Origin of the sequence: Nocardia sp. NPDC004068, assembly GCF_042874315.1 — a bacterium.
GTDB lineage: Bacteria > Actinomycetota > Actinomycetes > Mycobacteriales > Mycobacteriaceae > Nocardia.
In genome coordinates this window covers 64,979-80,636 of sequence record NZ_JBIAMW010000005.1, presented here as the reverse complement: position 1 = coordinate 80,636, position 15,658 = coordinate 64,979, and the positions used below count along the sequence as shown (strand labels likewise).

14 protein-coding genes are annotated in these 15,658 nt (G+C 70.8%); 1 reads left to right on the top strand and 13 read right to left on the bottom strand.

Going from position 1 to position 15,658, the window contains the following annotated elements; genetic code table 11:
* Positions 1–8 precede the first annotated feature (8 nt).
* The 13 genes from ACFYTQ_RS13700 to ACFYTQ_RS13640 are packed head-to-tail and all read right to left on the bottom strand — an operon-like array spanning position 9 to position 14,270.
* Positions 9–1,217 (bottom strand): NAD(P)/FAD-dependent oxidoreductase, encoded by a 1,209-nt coding sequence (locus ACFYTQ_RS13700; protein WP_387360352.1) that lies wholly within the window; start codon positions 1,215–1,217, stop codon positions 9–11.
* Positions 1,214–2,056: an SDR family NAD(P)-dependent oxidoreductase gene (locus ACFYTQ_RS13695; RefSeq protein ID WP_387360350.1), complete on the bottom strand. Its 843-nt coding sequence runs from the start codon at positions 2,054–2,056 to the stop codon at positions 1,214–1,216. The genes ACFYTQ_RS13700 and ACFYTQ_RS13695 overlap by 4 nt, the downstream gene beginning before the upstream one ends.
* Positions 2,053–2,928: an alpha/beta fold hydrolase gene (locus tag ACFYTQ_RS13690; protein WP_387360348.1), complete on the bottom strand. Its 876-nt coding sequence runs from the start codon at positions 2,926–2,928 to the stop codon at positions 2,053–2,055. The genes ACFYTQ_RS13695 and ACFYTQ_RS13690 overlap by 4 nt, the downstream gene beginning before the upstream one ends.
* Positions 2,889–3,662 carry a hypothetical protein gene (locus ACFYTQ_RS13685; RefSeq protein ID WP_387360346.1) on the bottom strand — a complete coding sequence of 258 codons (774 nt, stop codon included), beginning with the start codon at positions 3,660–3,662 and terminating at the stop codon, positions 2,889–2,891. Before ACFYTQ_RS13685 ends, ACFYTQ_RS13690 begins: the two co-directional genes overlap by 40 nt.
* On the bottom strand, positions 3,659–4,276 hold the full coding sequence (locus tag ACFYTQ_RS13680) for an NADPH-dependent FMN reductase (RefSeq protein ID WP_387360344.1): 618 nt from the start codon (positions 4,274–4,276) through the stop codon (positions 3,659–3,661). Before ACFYTQ_RS13680 ends, ACFYTQ_RS13685 begins: the two co-directional genes overlap by 4 nt.
* Positions 4,277–4,309: 33 nt before the next feature.
* The gene (locus tag ACFYTQ_RS13675; protein WP_387360342.1) at positions 4,310–5,299 is read right to left on the bottom strand and encodes a cyclase family protein; all 990 of its coding nucleotides are present in this window, start codon (positions 5,297–5,299) and stop codon (positions 4,310–4,312) included.
* Positions 5,299–6,126 carry a coniferyl-alcohol dehydrogenase gene (locus ACFYTQ_RS13670; RefSeq protein ID WP_387360340.1) on the bottom strand — a complete coding sequence of 276 codons (828 nt, stop codon included), beginning with the start codon at positions 6,124–6,126 and terminating at the stop codon, positions 5,299–5,301. The genes ACFYTQ_RS13675 and ACFYTQ_RS13670 overlap by 1 nt, the downstream gene beginning before the upstream one ends.
* 21 nt (positions 6,127–6,147) lie before the next feature.
* The gene (locus ACFYTQ_RS13665; protein ID WP_387360338.1) at positions 6,148–7,452 is read right to left on the bottom strand and encodes an LLM class flavin-dependent oxidoreductase; all 1,305 of its coding nucleotides are present in this window, start codon (positions 7,450–7,452) and stop codon (positions 6,148–6,150) included.
* Positions 7,449–9,167: an FAD-binding protein gene (locus ACFYTQ_RS13660; RefSeq protein ID WP_387360336.1), complete on the bottom strand. Its 1,719-nt coding sequence runs from the start codon at positions 9,165–9,167 to the stop codon at positions 7,449–7,451. Before ACFYTQ_RS13660 ends, ACFYTQ_RS13665 begins: the two co-directional genes overlap by 4 nt.
* The gene (locus ACFYTQ_RS13655; RefSeq protein WP_387360334.1) at positions 9,164–10,129 is read right to left on the bottom strand and encodes a 3-carboxyethylcatechol 2,3-dioxygenase; all 966 of its coding nucleotides are present in this window, start codon (positions 10,127–10,129) and stop codon (positions 9,164–9,166) included. The genes ACFYTQ_RS13660 and ACFYTQ_RS13655 overlap by 4 nt, the downstream gene beginning before the upstream one ends.
* On the bottom strand, positions 10,086–11,732 hold the full coding sequence (locus tag ACFYTQ_RS13650; protein ID WP_387360332.1) for a bifunctional 3-(3-hydroxy-phenyl)propionate/3-hydroxycinnamic acid hydroxylase: 1,647 nt from the start codon (positions 11,730–11,732) through the stop codon (positions 10,086–10,088). The genes ACFYTQ_RS13655 and ACFYTQ_RS13650 overlap by 44 nt, the downstream gene beginning before the upstream one ends.
* A 1-nt stretch (position 11,733) precedes the next feature.
* Entirely contained in the window at positions 11,734–12,597 is an 864-nt protein-coding gene (locus ACFYTQ_RS13645; protein ID WP_387360330.1) for an alpha/beta fold hydrolase, read from the bottom strand.
* A 32-nt stretch (positions 12,598–12,629) separates the two neighbouring features.
* Complete coding sequence (locus ACFYTQ_RS13640) at positions 12,630–14,270, bottom strand: FAD-dependent oxidoreductase (protein ID WP_387360328.1); 1,641 nt, start codon at positions 14,268–14,270, stop codon at positions 12,630–12,632.
* 161 nt (positions 14,271–14,431) lie between these two features.
* On the opposite strand from ACFYTQ_RS13640, the gene ACFYTQ_RS13635 reads away from it, so the two are divergent.
* A complete protein-coding gene (locus tag ACFYTQ_RS13635; RefSeq protein ID WP_387360326.1) occupies positions 14,432–15,523 on the top strand; it encodes an amidohydrolase family protein in 1,092 nt (363 codons plus the stop codon).
* The last annotated feature ends 135 nt before the right edge of the window (positions 15,524–15,658 follow it).

The window sequence follows — 15,658 nt, the reverse complement described above, 5'->3', positions numbered from 1 at the left end:
CCCTCCTTCTACGGGGCGTACGCGGGCGCGTGGACCTCGAATGTGCCGATCAGCGAACGCCGGTGCGCGGCGACCTGCTTGGGCATGTTCCAGCCGAGCACCGCGACCGGTGCGCCGTCGGCGCGGTCGAAGCGGGCGACGAACCGCCCGGCCGCCGGATCGCCCTCGACCACGACCGCGCGGCCGTCCGGCGGGATGATCCCGTGCACCTGGATCTTGGTGTCGTACTGATCGGTCCAGAAGTACGGGACGGGCTGGTAGGCCCGGTCCGCGCCCAGGATGTTGGCGGCCACCAGGTGCGCCTGGGTGGTGGCGTTGGTGCGGTTCTCCAGATGGCAGCCCGCGCCCACGGCGGGATGGTGCCAGCGCGTGACATCGCCTGCCGCCCAGATGTTCTCGGCGGCGCGGCACCGCGCGTCGCAGACGACGCCGCGGTCCAGTCGCAGCCCGCTGCCGACGAGCCAGTCGGTGACGGGTGCCGCGCCGATCGCGATGACCACGAGATCGGCGGGCACCGTCTCCGCACCGCCCGCGGAGTCCAGAACCACCCCGGTGACCGCGCCGTTGCGGGCGGTGAGGTTCCGGACGCCCGCACCGAGCCGCAACCGGACGCCGTTGTCCGTGTGCAGCTCGGCCAGTTTCCCGGCGGCGAGGTCCCCGAGCTGGTTCGCCATCGGGGCGTGCTGCAACCCGGTCATGGTGACCTCGTGCCCGAGCCGCCGTGCGGTGGCGGCGATCTCGGCGCCCAGCACGCCCTCCCCGACCACCACTACGCGCCGGGCGCGGGTCAGGCCGTCGCGCAGGGCGAGCGCGTCGTCCAGTGTGCGCAGCACGTGCACCCCGGTCGGCTCGATCGCGCCGGGCAGGGTGCGCGGGCGGGCGCCGGTGGCGATCACGATGTGCTCGGCGGTGATCGGCCCGGTCGCGGTCTCGACGGTGCGGGTCGCGGAATCCAGTGCGAGCGCGGGGTTTCCGAGGACGAGGTCGATATCGAGGTCGGCGAGCAGCCGGGGCGTGCGCAGCAGGGTCCGTTCGGGTCGCCAGGTCCGCGACAGGATCTGCTTGGACAGCGGCGGCCGGTCGTAGGGCAGGTGCGGTTCCGCGCCGAGCAGGGTGATCGGGTCGCGGTAGCCGTCGCGGCGCAGCGCCTCGACCGTCGCCAGCCCGGCGGCGGAGGCGCCGACGACGAGGACGCCGGTGCGGCGGACGCGGCTCACGACCGCTCCGTCGTCGCGGCGACCCGGCCGTCCGGTTTGGGCAAGGGGCGCAATGGTTTTCCGGCGGTGATGCCGCCGTCGATCGGCAGGACGGTGCCGGTGACATAGCGGGACCGGTCGCTGGCGAAGTACTCCGCGACCTCGGCCACGTCCTCGGGGGTGCCCTCGCGGGCCAACGGCCGGTCGGCGCGCATGGATTCGCGCACGGCCGCCTCGAATCGCTCGCTGACCTCCGAGCGCATCCGGGTGGCCGACGCGGCGAGGAAGCCGGTGGGGATGTTGCCGGGCGCGATGCAGTTGACGCGAATGTCGTGGCGCGCCAGCTCGATCGCGGCGGATTTGGTGAAGTGGATGACCGCGGCCTTGGACACGCGGTAGCACTGCACGCCGCCCCCGGCCTGGATGCCGCCGATGGAGGACACGTTGACGATCGAGCCGCCGCCGTGGTCGGCCATGTGCCGGGCGGCGAGGCGGGTTGCGGCCATGACGCTGAGCAGGTTGACGCTCAGCACCCGGTGGAAGTCGCCGAGGTCGTCGTCGAGGAAGGTCTTGTACATGGTGCCCGACATCCCGGCGTTGTTGCACAGCACGTCCAGCCCGCCGAAGGTCCGCACCGCCACGTCGACGAGCGCCTCCAGCTGCTCCGGATCGGCCACGTCGACGCGCCGGAACACCGCCGAATCACCGTAAGCGGCAATCGATTCCGCGCCCGCCTCGGCGTCGATATCGCCCACGACGACGCGCGCCCCGGCGGCGACGAACCGGGCGACCGTGGCGCGGCCGATCCCGGCGGCGCCCCCGGTGACGATGGCGACCTTGCCCGCCAGTTCCTCGCTCATGAGGTCGATTCCTTTCCTGAGTGTTCGTCGAGGAAGCCCAGCAGCAGCCGGTTCACGACCCCCGGCTGTTCGATCTGCGGGCAATGCCCCGCGTCCGGGACCACCTCGGCGCGCCCGTCGGGGATCTGCTTGGCGATCTCGGCCGCCCAGCCCGGCGGCAGCAACTTGTCCCGTTCGCCCTCGACCAGCAGCACCGGCACCGTGATGCGGTGGTAGGCGCGCTCGCTCGACGGCGCGGGCGGCGCGTCGGCCTCGGGACGGCGAAATCGGGCCGCCGCCAAGGCCTCCCACGCGCCCGGCGCGATACTGGACCGGTAGCGGCGTTCCACGTACCGCTCGTCGCCGGGGAACGACGGCGAATGGAACAAGGCCGTCACGATGCGCCGCATGGCGGGCAGGGTGGCGTCGTAGTCGTAGAGCGCCCGCATGTGCTCGTTCTGCTGGATGGTCCCCCCGCCGCACAGCGCGACCAGGCTCCGCATCGGCAGTCGCGGCCGTGTGGCGGTCGCGTCGACCAGCAGATTGATCGCCCCCATCGAATTGCCCACGAAATGCGCCGAATCCACCCCGAGCACGGCCAGCCATCGCGCGAGATGCCGGATCCGCAGCCCCCGCCCGTCGGTGAAGTCCACCACCTTGGCCGAGGTCCCGAACCCGAGCATGTCCGGCGCGAGCACTCGGTACCGCCCGGCCAGCGCGTCGATGGTGTGCTCCCACCCGATCTCGGCGTCGCAGCCGAACTCCCCGCCGTGCAGCAACACCACCGGCTCCCCCGCACCGGCCTCCAGATATCCGGTGACCAGCCCGTCCACCACGAGTGTCCGCCGCGCGCTCACGACGCGCTCCCCATGGCCGAGGCGTCGTCCGGCCACGCCCACGCACCTCCGGGCAGCGGCACGCGGTCCACGATCCGCACGCCCTCGAGTTCGGGAGCGGGGCCGGTCACCGCCAGCCGGATCGTGCGCAGGCCCAGGTCGGTCAGGATGGCCGCGGCCACATAGCGATCGAGGGCGGTGAGCGAATGTCGCTGCGCCCCAGCGGTCAGGGCGGTGCGGATCGCCTCGCGCTGGGCGCGCACGTAGACCAGGACACCGCAGCCCGCGCGGGCGATCCGATCCAGGGCGGCGCGCAGGTTCGCGCGGCAGTCGCACAACGCCGAGCCGAGCACGTCGCCGAGCAGGCATTCCCCGTGCAGCCGCACCAGCGGGGCGGGGGCCGACTCCGGGTCGCCGTGGACGAAGGCGACGTGTTCGCGGCCGAGGCCGTCGACGAATCCGATGGCCCGGAAACCCCCGGGCGGCAATGGGACTCGCGCCGAACCGTGGCGGCGCACCCGGGCCAGCTCGCGGTCCCGGTGATCGGTGAGATCCTCGGTCGTGATCGTCGGGAAGCCCTGCGCGCGAACGGCTTTCAGCGATTCCGCCGCCACCGGCACCCGCACCAGCAGCGCGCGGGATCCCTCGCCGAGCAGATCCGCGGCCTCGATCGCGTCCGCGGGAGCGTGTTCGGCCGCCGTCACCAGATGCCCGTGCCGTCCGTCCGCGCCGAGCACGAGAACCATGCCGCGCGAACGCACTTCGGCGAGGGCGGCGGCGACGGCGGTCACGACCGGGCCCCGCTCGCACGGGCGAAGGACAACACCTGCGCCGCGAGCAGTTCGAGCTGGGCGTTCACCGTGGAGTCGACCAGCGTGCCCTCGGCGTCCCACACGGGATCGGCGGAGTTGATCGCCACCCCCAGCGGCGTCGGCCAGGCGCGCAGCGCGTGCCCGATGACCCGCAGCTGCCCCAGCGTGCCCACCGCCGCCTGCCAGCCGTAGGCGCAGGTGATGCAGCCCCACGGCTTGTTGTCCAGATACACCACCGGGTCGCCGCGCAGATCCTCGATGTAGTCCAGCGCGTTCTTCACCAGCCCGGAGATGCCGCCGTGGTATCCGGGTGAGCCGATCACCACGGCGTCGGCCGCGCGCAGGGCCTCGACCAGGGCGGTCGCGGCGGGTGTGCGCACGGTGTCGTGCGGGTTGTACATCGGCAGGTTGATGTCGGGACCGCTGAACACCGCCGTGCGCGCGCCCAGGCGCTCGGCCGCCGAAAGGCAGTGGCGCAGCGCGCGTTCGGTGGACGAGCCCGATCGCAGCGTGCCGCCGACGCCGACGACGAACGGGCGCTCGTCGCGGCCGGTGGCGTCGCCGACGGCCGCCGGTGTGGTGCTCACGGTCATGCCGGTACCTCGTGCTTCCTCCGGGTCGCGCATCTACTTGATGGCGAGGGGGTTGATCGGTGAGCCGACCGCGCCCACCACGCGCAACGGCGGTGCGATCAACTGGAATTCGTAGACGCCGTCTGCGGCGCAGTCGGCGGCCAGCGCGGTCAGGTCCCAGTACTCGCCGAGCATCAGGCCCATATCGCGCAGGCAGAGCATGTGCATCGGCAGGAAGGTGCCGTCCACGCCGGACACCGGGTCCTCGACCATCAGATTGTCGGCGGCCACCGCGGCGACCTCGCGTTCGTGCAGCCACGTCGCGCACCGCCAGTCCAGCCCCGAGTACGGTTCGGAGCCGTCCCCGGCCTCCTGGAACCGCGCCCACCAGCCGGTGCGGATGAGCACGATGTCGCCGGTGCCGACCTCGACGCCCTGGGCGCGGGCCACCTCGTCGAGTTCGTCGGGGGTGATGGGTTCGCCCGCGGCCAAGAAGGTTTCGGCCCCGCGATGGCGGACCAGATCGAGCAGCACGCCGCGGGTGGTGATGCCCTTGCCGTCGACCTTGTCGATGCCGCAGTGCACCGCGCCCAGGCTGGTGACCGAACTCGCCGGGAACCCGTTGTACAGCTGCTCCTCGTAGTACACGTGCGACAGCGCGTCCCACTGGGTGGCCGCCTGCAACGGCATGATGATCAGATCGTCGTTGAACCGGAAGGGGTTGTCGGCGAAGAATCCGCTCAGTTCGCGAGCGACGCTGTTGCGCAACCACTTCGGCCCGTACTCGGCCAGCGTCCGCGCGTCCCCGCCGTCCACGGTCATCACGTGCACGGGGTTGTGCCGGAACTGGAACGCGCCCTGCGGGCCGTTCGAGCCGAAGTCCACACCCAGCGGGAATACCTTCCCGTGCCGGACCAGACCCGCCGCCGCGGCGACCTTCTCGGCGGTGATGAAATTGAGCGTGCCGAGTTCGTCGGCCGCGCCCCAGCGGCCCCAGTTGCGCACCCGCTCGGCGACGCGCCGGAAATCGGTCAGATCGGCCACTATCGTTTCCCTTCGGAGCTTGCGGCGGCCGTCCCCGCGATGCGGGCGGCCGTGTTCCCCCCGTCGACCCACACCACCTGGCCGGTGATGTAACTCGCGGCCCGGCTGTTGAGGAACACCAGCACCGCCGCCTGCTCGGCCGGGGTGGAGACCCGGCCCAGCGGTTTGGGGATGGTGTCGAGATAGTCCTGGCCGTAGGCCGAGCGCAGCTGGTCCAGGATGGGCGTCTCGGTGACTCCCGGTGCGGTGCAGTTGATCCGGATGCCGCGCGCCCCGAGCGGGACGGCGTGGCGCATGGTGTAGTGGATGATCGCCTCCTTCGACAGCCGGTAGCCGCCGTCGGCGATCGCCTCGGGATGCGCACGGCACCAGTCGATTCCGTCGGCCATGCCGGTGGTGGCGAGCAGGCCCTCGGACTGGTCGCGGTGCTCGAGGTAGCCCGCCGCCGCGAGCGAGGAGACGCTCACGATGGTGCCGCCGGAACCCATTGCCGCCCACAGCAATTCGGCGCAGTACCGCAGACCGAGGAAGTTGATCGCCACAACCCGCAGCGGATCGCCGATGCCCGAGGACACCCCGGCGACATTGAACAGCGCGTCCACTCCCCCGCCGATCGCGGCCACCGCGCGATCGATGGAGTCGGTGTCGGTCAGATCCACGCGGTGGAACGCGTCGAGCGCGATATCGGGGTCGGCGCGATCCAGGCCGATCACCTCGCCGCCCAGGTCCCGGACCTGACGCGCCACCTGCGCGCCGATCCCCGAGGAACAGCCGGTCACCACGACGCGTCGGCCGTCGTACCGCCAGAGTTCATCGATGCGTTCCACCGCGGGCATCCTCGTTCTCGCCTACTGCTGCTGTTCTTCCTTGAGCCGCTGCGCGGCCTGTACGCGTCCCTCGTTGATCTCGGCCATGGCCTCGGGGATCTCGCTGGCGGTGAACTTGCCGCCGCGTCCGGTGGGCAGCCCGCCGAAGGCGTAGGTCTCGTCGAACTCCGGGGAGGGCAGCGGCCTGCGGCGCTTCTCGACCTTCTCGATGATCGGTTCGAGCCGTTTCGCCTTGTCCGCCACGGCCTTCGCGTCGCGCTCGATGAACTCCGGCAGCACGTGCTTGCCCATCAGCTCGATGGATTCCATCGTGGCCTCGTGGCTGCGCGGATTGAGCAGCAGGATGATCTCGTCCACCCCGCTCTCCTCGTAGCTGCGCAGGAATTCGCGCACGGTGTCGGGCGAGCCGATCGCGCCGCGGCCGGGACCGTAGGCCAGCGTCTCGTCCTCTTTCACCGCGTCGAGGTAGCGCTCCCAGACGCCGGTGCGGCCGGGGGTGTGCTGACCGGTCATGTAGTAGTGCATGATCCCGAAGGAGAAGAACCCGCCACCGACGCCGAGCCGCTGGACGGCCTGTTCGTCGGTGGGCGCCACCATCATCGACAGATCGCCGCCGATGGCGAGGATGTTCGGGTTGAGCTGCGGGATGGTCGGCGCGGCCTTGTCCTCGAACTCCTGGTAGTACCCACGCACGCGGTCGCCGAGTGGGCCGGGCCCGGTATACGCGAAGCTGAGCGCGCCGATGCCCTTCTGCGCGGCCATCTGCACCGACGACGGCCGGGTGCACGCCACCCACACCGGCGGATGCGGGCGCTGGTACGGCTTGGGAATCACGTTGCGGGCGGGCATTTCGATGTGTTCGCCCTTGAACCCGGTGAACGGCTCCTCGATCATGCAGCGGATGGCGACGTCGAGCGCCTCCTCCCACTGCCCGCGCTTGTCGGCGGGGTCGATATTGAATCCGCCGAGTTCACCGACCGACGACGATTCGCCGGTGCCGAACTCCACCCGCCCGTTCGAGATCAGGTCCAGGGTGGCGACGCGCTCGGCGACACGGGCGGGATGGTTGATCGCGGGCGGCAGGTGCATGACGCCGAAACCGAGCCGAATGTCCTCGGTGCGCTGGCTCGCCGCGGCCAGGAACATCTCCGGGGCGGTGGAGTGGCAGTACTCCTCCAGGAAGTGGTGTTCGGTCAGCCAGACGGTGGCGAAGCCCGCCTTGTCGGCGGCCTCCACCTCGTCGAGGCCGTCGCGGAACATCTCGTGTTCGTCCTCGGGCACCCACGGCCGCGGCAGCGCGAATTCGTAGAACAGGGATATCTTCATTGGTTTCCTCCGTGGGAGTCCGAAATGTGCTGGGCCGCTATGTATCCGAAGGTCATGGCGGGGCCGATGGTGGCGCCCGCGCCGGCGTAGCTGCGGCCCATGACCGCGGCCGAGGTGTTGCCGGTGGCGTACAGTCCCTCGATCACCGAACCGTCGGCGCGCAGGACCCGGGCGTGCTCGTCGGTGCGCAGTCCGCCCGAGGTGCCGAGGTCGCCGAGCACCATCCGGAATGCGTAGTAGGGCGGCTTGCCCAGCGGCCGCAGGTTGGGGTTGGGCAGGGTGGGGTCGCCGTAGTAGTTGTCGTAGACGCTGTCGCCGCGGTGGAAGTCGTCGTCGTGACCCGTGCGGGCGAGTTGGTCGAAGCGTTCGGCGGTGGCGCGCAACCGATCCGGCGGCACGTCGATCTGGGCGGCGAGGTCCTCCCAGGAGTTCGCGGCCTTCACCACGCCGGACTCGAGCCACTGCGGCGGGATCTTCCGGCCGGTGGGCACGGGCGCGAACGGGATCTTGGGCAGCGGCAGATGTCCGGCGATGACGTACCGGTGCCAGGAGCGGGCGTCGGTGATGAGCCAGCTGGGGATGTGCCGGACCCCGGTGCGTTCGCCCGCGAGCATGGCGTGCCCGAAGTCCATGTAGGGCGCGGCCTCGTTGATGTACCGCTCGCCCGCGCCGTTGACGATGAACTGGGCGGGCATCATGCGCTCGTTGAGCATGAATTGCATGCGCCCGTCGGGCCATTGGATGGCGGGGAACCACCACGCCTCGTTCATCAGGTCGGTGTCCGCGCCGATCCGCTGGCCCGCGCGGATGCCGTCGCCCATCGACGCCGGATTGCCGAAACTCCAGTCCTGCTCGATGACCGGTTCGAGTTCCTTGCGCCAGGCCATGTCATGGTCGAAGCCGCCGGTCGCCAGGATCACCCCGCGGGTGGCGCGCACCCGCAGGCGGGTGCCCTCCTTGTCGACGACCGCGCCGACGACCGACCCGTCCTCGGCGGTGATCAGCTCGAGCATCGGGGCGTCGAGCCACAGCGGAATGTCGTGCTCGCGCAACGCGAGTCGCAGCCGGGCCACCAGCGACTGCCCGATGGCGGCGATCCGGTCGCCGAATACGCGGGCGCGGAACATCCGCCACACCAGCTTCACCAGCACGGCCTTACCGCGCCAGGACTGCCGCACCCGGTAGAACAGCCGAAGATCCTTGGGGCCCAGCCAGATTCCCTTCGGCGCGAGCGCGAGCGGGGCGAGCAGCAGTTCCTCGTCTTCGCCGAGGACGCGCAGATCGATGGGCGGCACATTGATGGTGCTGCCCCGCGGGTCGCCGCCGGGGAGTTCGGGGTAGTAGTCGGCGTAGCCGGGTTTCCACACGAATTCCAGCCAGTCGCTCTGGCTTTCGAGGAATTCCATCATCTCCGGCGCCTTGGCCACGTAGGCGCGCAGGCGTTCCTCGGTGACCAGGCCCTGGGTGATGGCCTTCAGGTACTCGACCACGGCCTCCGGGGCCGGGGTGTAGCCGTCGCGGCGTTGCGCGGGCGCGCCCGGCACCCAGATGCCGCCGCCGGACAGCGCGGTGGAACCGCCGTAGCGCGGGGACTTCTCGACGACGAGGGTGTCGAGCCCGGCGGCGCGGGCGGTGAGGGCGGCGGTCAGCCCGCCCCCGCCGGATCCGATGACGAGGACGTCGACGGTCCGGTCGAAGCTCGGTTCGGGGGTCACACTCGCCTCCGGTCGGTGCGGTCCCGCTCGGGAAGCGCTGTGCGCAGGGCGAATCCGGCGATGAGCGCGGGCGCGGGTCGGTAGTAGTGGTGGATGGTGCGGTAGGGGCCCTGGCTCCCCAGGGCCGCGAAGGCGGCGATCCAGGTGCGGATCTCGTGGGCGGAGTTGCCCGCCTCGCGGGTGATCTCCGCGGTGGTCCAGGCGTCGAGGTCGGGCAGCCGGTTGCCGTCGATCACGTCGAGGAACCGCCGATCCCAGTCCGGGTTGAGCGGCCGGGAAGGCCCCGCGCCGGAGGCGAATTCGCGGGCGGCGGCGATGACCTGTTCCTGGCGGGCGGCACGGCGCTCGGCGGTGAGCGGCCCGCCGTGCAGAATGCGGTCGCGCACCGGCCCGGTGGCGGTGGCCAGCGTGGGCACCGGCGGATCGTGCGACAGGCCGCCCGATCCGATCACCAGCACCCGCCGGTCGAGCCCGGCCAGGTACTCCCCCACCGCCGCGCCCAGCGCCCGCACCCGGGCGAGCGGACCCAGCGGCGCGGCAACGGCATTGACGAAGATCGGTACCACCGGCACGGCGGTCGCGGCGCCGAGCAGACGTTGCAACGGCTGCACCGTGCCGTGGTCGACGTCCATGTCCATCGACACCGCGAGATCGACCCCGGCCGCGAGCACCGACTCGGCGAGATCGGCGGCCACGTCGGCGGGCACGGGCAGCGCACCGGAGTAGGTGCCGTAGTCGCCGACGCCCCGGGCCTGGACGCCGACGCAGAACGGCGGCATGAGCCGGTAGAAGAACCCGTTGTAGTGGTCGGGCGAAAAGGTCACCAAGAGTTCGGGTTCGAAGTCGCGCACGAACTCCGCCGCCCCCGCCAGCGCCCCCTCGATATCGTCGAGCAGGTCGCGGTCGGGCCCGGGGAGGTCAAGAAGCGGGCTGTGCGAGACGCAGCACAGGGCCAGCGGCATCGTCACCTCCCGGCGCGAGCGTGAGCGTGTCGGCGAGGTCCGCGGCGAGGTCCGGCGCGAGTTGCGCGATGGTCGCCCCCGCGATACAGCGGTCCGGGCGCAGGAACAGCACCGAGTCGGCGTGTCCGTCGAACCAGCGTTTGAGCGCGCCCGTGCGGTCGCCGACGATGACGACATCGGGATCGTCCTGGTCGGTCCAGTGCAGCTGCGTCTGCGGCCGGGCGGCAATGAACTTGGCGCCCAATGCCTTCCACCGTGCGAAGGCGTCCTCGCCGAGCAGCCTGCGCGGCTGGTTGTTCCAGCACAGCACCGTGAACCACGGGCCGAGCACATCGTCGAGCAGGACCCCGGCGTGTTCGCGGGTGTCCACCCGCGGCTGTACGAACAGCGTGCCGACCGCCGATTTCGGCGACCGCGACCAGGTGTGCACGACCGCGCCGCGGTCGTAGCGCGGCATCGGCTTGAACCGCATTCCGAGCACGTACCGCTTCACCGGCGGAATGGCCGCCGCGAGCCGCACCAGCGCGTCACGCGCGGCGGCCACCCTGCGGTCGGTGGGCGAGATGACCCGGCCCACCAGCGTGGACAGGTCGATCATGGCGCGCGCGTGGTCGCGTCGCTCGAGGTCGTAGCTGTCCAGCAGCGCGTCGGTGGCCCTGCCGGTCACCACCGCGGCGAGCTTCCAGCCCAGATTCGCGGCGTCGCGGATGCCGCTGTTGTAGCCCTGGCCCTGCCACACCGGCATCAGATGCGCGGCGTCGCCCGCCAGAAGGACACGGCCCCTGCGGAATTCGCCCGCGATACGGGAGTGGTGGGTGTAGAGGCGGCGGCGGATGATGTCGAGCCGCTCCGGATGCGGCACCAGCGGGGCCAGCATCCCGGCCACGAACTCCGGATCCTCGGCCTGCGCGTCGGTCTCGTCGTCGTGGATCATGAATTCGAACCGGCGGATGCCGTGCGCGATCGACACCGACACATTGGGTCGCGCCGGATCGGCGGCGACCTCGATATTGGGGTGGCCCAGCGGGTCGGTGGCGATATCGATGACCAGCCAGCGGGTCGGGGAGGTGGTGCCGTCGAAGCTGACGCCCATCTGTTTGCGGGTGGCGCTGCGGCCGCCGTCGCAGCCGACGACGTAGCGCGCGGTCGTCACGGAAATGCCTGTCGCCGTGGTCAATTCGACCCGGACGTGCTCGCCTGTGTCCACGCAGGCGGTCATGGCCGTCGACCAGCTCACCTCGACGCTGTCGAACCGCTCCAGCCCCGCCAGTAGTTCCGCGTCCACCAGCGGCTGCACGAACCCGTTGCGCTTGGGCCAGCCGAACGAGGTGTCGCTGGGCGCGATCTCGGCCAGCAACCGGCGGCGCGAGTCCACGAACCGCATGATCTGGTCGGGCGTGGTGTGCGGCAGGATCGCCTCGGCGAGCCCGATGGCCTGGAAGGTGCGCAGCGATTCGTCGTCCAGGCCGACGCCGCGCGGATAGTCGATGAGGGTCGCGCGCTCCTCCACGACCCGGGTGCGCACGCCGTACATCCCGAGCATATTCGCCAGCGTGAGGCCGACCGGCCCCGCGCCGACGATGAGCACATCGGTGTCGGTCATGTCAGCCGCCCAGCAGGAAGCCCAGATGCAGGGCGTCGAAGGTCTCGGCGTCCTCGTACTGCGGCCAGTGCCCGCAGTCGGGCATCACCTCGAAGCGCGCGCCCGGGATCATCGAGGCGATCCGGCGGCCCTCGGCGACGTCGGCGGTCGGATCGTGACTCGTCCACAGCACCAGCGTCGGCGCGGTGATGGCGCCGTACTCCTTGTGGCCCAACAGGTTCCGCTGCCGGATCTCGGGGTCCTGCAATGCCATGATGTCGCGCATGGCGGCCACGAAGCCGGGCTGGCGGTAGACGCGCTGCCTGCTGGCCACCAGATCGTCGTAGTCCTTGGTCTTGTCGGCCATCAGCCACTTGATCCGCGCTTGCACCGTCTCCCACGTCGGATCCGAGACGGCGGCCATCGAGAGATTCACGATGCGCGCCATGACTTCCGGGTCGGCCTGCGACCCGCCCGCGGTGTTGAGCACCAGCCGATCCACCCGGGACGGATGATCGACGGCGGCGCGCGCGGCCACCCAGCCGCCCAGCGACTCACCGCTGATGTGCGCGCGGTCCGCGCCGATCACATCGAGGAAGCCGATGAGATGCTCGACGTAGTGGGCGATTTCGAGCGGATGACCGGGTTTGCCGGTGTATCCGTGGCCCAGCATGTCGATGGCCCAGGTGTCGAAGTGCTCGGCGTGCGCGGCCAGATTGCGCACGTATGCCTCGGCGTGCCCGCCCGACCCGTGCAGCAGCACCAGCGACGGCTGCGCGGGATCACCGGCGTGCAGGTAGCGGGTGCGCACCCCGCCCACGTCCAGGTACCCCTGGTCGAACGCCACGCCCTGGAGATCGCTCCAGATGCTCTCGTACTCCGACAACTGTCCTCCTCCGTCCGCCCGTCGCGCCGCGCTCACGGCTCCACCGATTTGCCGGTCGCCGCCGCGTGCCCGGCCCGGTACCCGAAAACCATTGCGGGCCCGATGGTTCCGCCCGCGCCGCCGTAGGCCCGCCCCGTCGGCCCGCCCATCGCGTTGCCCGCCGCGAACAGGCCGCCGATCACCGAACCGTTCACATGCAGCACGCGGCCGTCGCGATCGGTGCGCGGCCCGCCCTTGGTTCCCATCGCGCCCACGCTCACCGGGACCGCGTAATAGGGGGCGGTGTCGAGCGGGCCGAGGGTGCGGCCCGCGAGGGTGGCGGCGTGCTCGTCGCCCCAATACCCGTCGTAGGCGCTCGAGCCGCGCCCGAAGTCGGGATCGGACCCCGCCGCCACCGCGCGATTCCAACGTTCCACGGTCGCCCGTAGCCCGTCGGGATCGATGCCCGTTCTGGCCCCGAGGTCCGCGAGATCGTTTGAGGCACAGAACCATTCGGGCACCTCGTCGCCCGGTGCGATGCCGAGGAAGCCGTAGCGGCGCAGATGCTCCGCGTCGAACACGATCCACGCCGGATCGTTGACGTAGCCGTGCCTCGGGTCGAGGTAGTGGAAGGCCCCGGCCATGGAGTTGTACTCCCCGGCCTCGTTGGTGAACCGCCTGCCCGCCCGATTGACCATGATGCTGCGCGGCCGGGTCCGCTCGAGCCGCACGCTGCGGCTGCGCGGATGCCCGTCGATGGTGTCGCCGGGAATCCGCACGATCGGCACCCACCACGCCTCGCCCATGGTCGACAGGTCCGCGCCGTGCGCCATCGCCATCCGCAGCGCGTCGCCGGTGTTGTTGGGCGGGGACACCGCGCCGTGCATCGGGCCGCGCAGATACGTTTGGGTCAACCGCGCGTCCCATTCGAACCCGCCCGCCGCCAGCACCACACCGCCGCGCGCGCGGATCGTGGATTCGCCTGTGGCCGTGGCGATCCGGACGCCCGCGATCACACCGTCGGCGGCGATCAACTCCACCGCCCGTGCGCCCGTGCGGATCTCGACCCCGGCGGCGAGCACCCCCGACAGCAGGCTCGCCACCAGCGCCGTCCCGGCCACGCACAGATCGGCCGATTCCGAGGTCACCCCGGTGTGCAGCCGGGCCCGGGTCTCGGCGTCGAAACCGACATTGCTCCAGTCCGGCGGGAACGCGGTGATGCAGTCGCGCCACTCCCCCAGCCGCGCCAGGTCGAAGGCCACCGGGCTCAGCGACCGCCCGCCGCCCGGCTTCCCGCCCGGCAACTCCGGTTTGTAATCGGGGAAGCCCGCGGCGATCTCGAACCGCAGCGGGCTGTGCCGCTCGACGAAATCGACCATCGTCGCGCCCGTGCGCACGAATGTCTCGACCAGCTCGTCGTCCATCGCGCCCAGCGACTGGGCGTGCAGATAACTCAGCGCGTCGGCCACCGTCAACGGGCCGTCGGGCGAGCGGTCGTGCGCCGGAATCCACGCGATGCCGCCCGAAACCGCGCTGGTGCCGCCGACCGTGGCCGCCTTCTCGCACACCAGCACCGACGCACCGGCCACCGCGGCCGTCAGCGCCGCCGTCAAACCCGCTGCGCCGCTGCCGATCACGGCGACATCGACCTCGGTGTCCCAGGAGGTGACCTGCGATTCCCGCTGCGAAGACACGGTGTAGACCTCGATTCTCTGTTGAACAGAATCGTATTCTCATACGGTCGATACTGCAATCTCGGAGATCGGCCGCAGCGGCGGCGCTTGCCCGGCCGAACCACCGAGAGTAATGTTCTCATACAGAGAGAATTAGATTTCGCTCAACCGAGAGACTTCAGATGATCCGACTGTCCGACGGCACCGACCTGCCGGTGATCGACGCGAGCGTGCACATCTTCTTCGCGTCGAACCGCGATCTGCGGAGCTTCCTGCGCGAACCGTTCACCAGTCGCGGGATACCCGATCCGGAGATGGATTGGTACGGCGCGCCGGGCGGGGAGTACGCGAAGGGTACCCGCGGCCCGGACAAGGGGTATCCCGGTTCGGATCCGGCGTTCGTCGCCCGGCAGCTGTTCGCCGAGCGCGGCGTGGATGTGGCGGTGCTGCATCCGATGACGCGCGGCATCCTGCCCGACCGGCATCTGACCTCGGCGGTGCTGGCCGCGCACAACGAGATGCTGGTGACGCGCTGGCTCGAGCACGCCGAGTTCGGCGACCGCTTCCGCGGCACGATCCGGGTCAATCCGGAGGACATTCCCGGCGCGCTGCGCGAGCTCGAGCGGTGGGGTGGACACGAGCGGGTGGTGCAGCTCGGGGTGCCGCTGCAATCGCGGGAGCTGTACGGCAAACCCCAGTTCTGGCCGTTGTGGGAGGCGGCCGCGGCGGCGGGCCTGCCGGTGGCCGCGCACATCGAGACCGGCGAGTCGATCGCCTTGCCGCCCACGCCTTCCGGACACACCCGCACCTATGAGCAGTACATCGGGTTCATGGGCCTCAACTACGTCTATCACCTGATGAACATGATCGCCGAGGGCGTGTTCGAGCGACTGCCGGGCCTGCGGTTCGTCTTCGCCGACGGCGGCGCGGATCTGCTGACGCCGTTCATGTGGCGGATGGACACCTTCGGGCGGCCGCATCTCGAGCAGACCCCGTGGGCGCCGCGCATGCCCAGCGACTACCTGCCCGGCCACGTGTATTTCGTGCACGGCGGCCTGGACGGTCCCGGGGACGCCGAGTTCGCCGCGGAGTGGTTCGCGTTCACCGGCAAGCAGGACACGGTGATGTTCGGATCCAGTTACCCGCACTGGCACTGCACCGACATCACCGCACTGCCCCCGGCCCTGTCCGCCGAGCAGCGCGCGAACCTGAGCTGGCGCAACGCTTCCCGCCTGTACGGCATCGACATCCCCGCCACGGCCACGGCCCGTTGACGACATCCCAGGGAGGACGACCATGACCTTGGCCCATCGGCGCACCCACGATCCGGCACCCGGGGGCTCGGCCCGGCAGGGTGTGTCGGGTACCGATCCCGCACCCGGGGGCTCGGCCCGGCAGGGTGCTTCGGG

Coding starts and splice junctions, on each gene's coding strand:
- ACFYTQ_RS13695 (WP_387360350.1), bottom strand. CDS start 2,056: ATGAGCGAGGAACTGGCGGGCAAGGTCGCCATCGTCACCGGGGGCGCC.
- ACFYTQ_RS13680 (WP_387360344.1), bottom strand. CDS start 4,276: ATGACCGTGAGCACCACACCGGCGGCCGTCGGCGACGCCACCGGCCGC.
- ACFYTQ_RS13665 (WP_387360338.1), bottom strand. CDS start 7,452: ATGAAGATATCCCTGTTCTACGAATTCGCGCTGCCGCGGCCGTGGGTG.
- ACFYTQ_RS13655 (WP_387360334.1), bottom strand. CDS start 10,129: ATGCCGCTGGCCCTGTGCTGCGTCTCGCACAGCCCGCTTCTTGACCTC.
- ACFYTQ_RS13650 (WP_387360332.1), bottom strand. CDS start 11,732: ATGACCGACACCGATGTGCTCATCGTCGGCGCGGGGCCGGTCGGCCTC.
- ACFYTQ_RS13635 (WP_387360326.1), top strand. CDS start 14,432: ATGATCCGACTGTCCGACGGCACCGACCTGCCGGTGATCGACGCGAGC.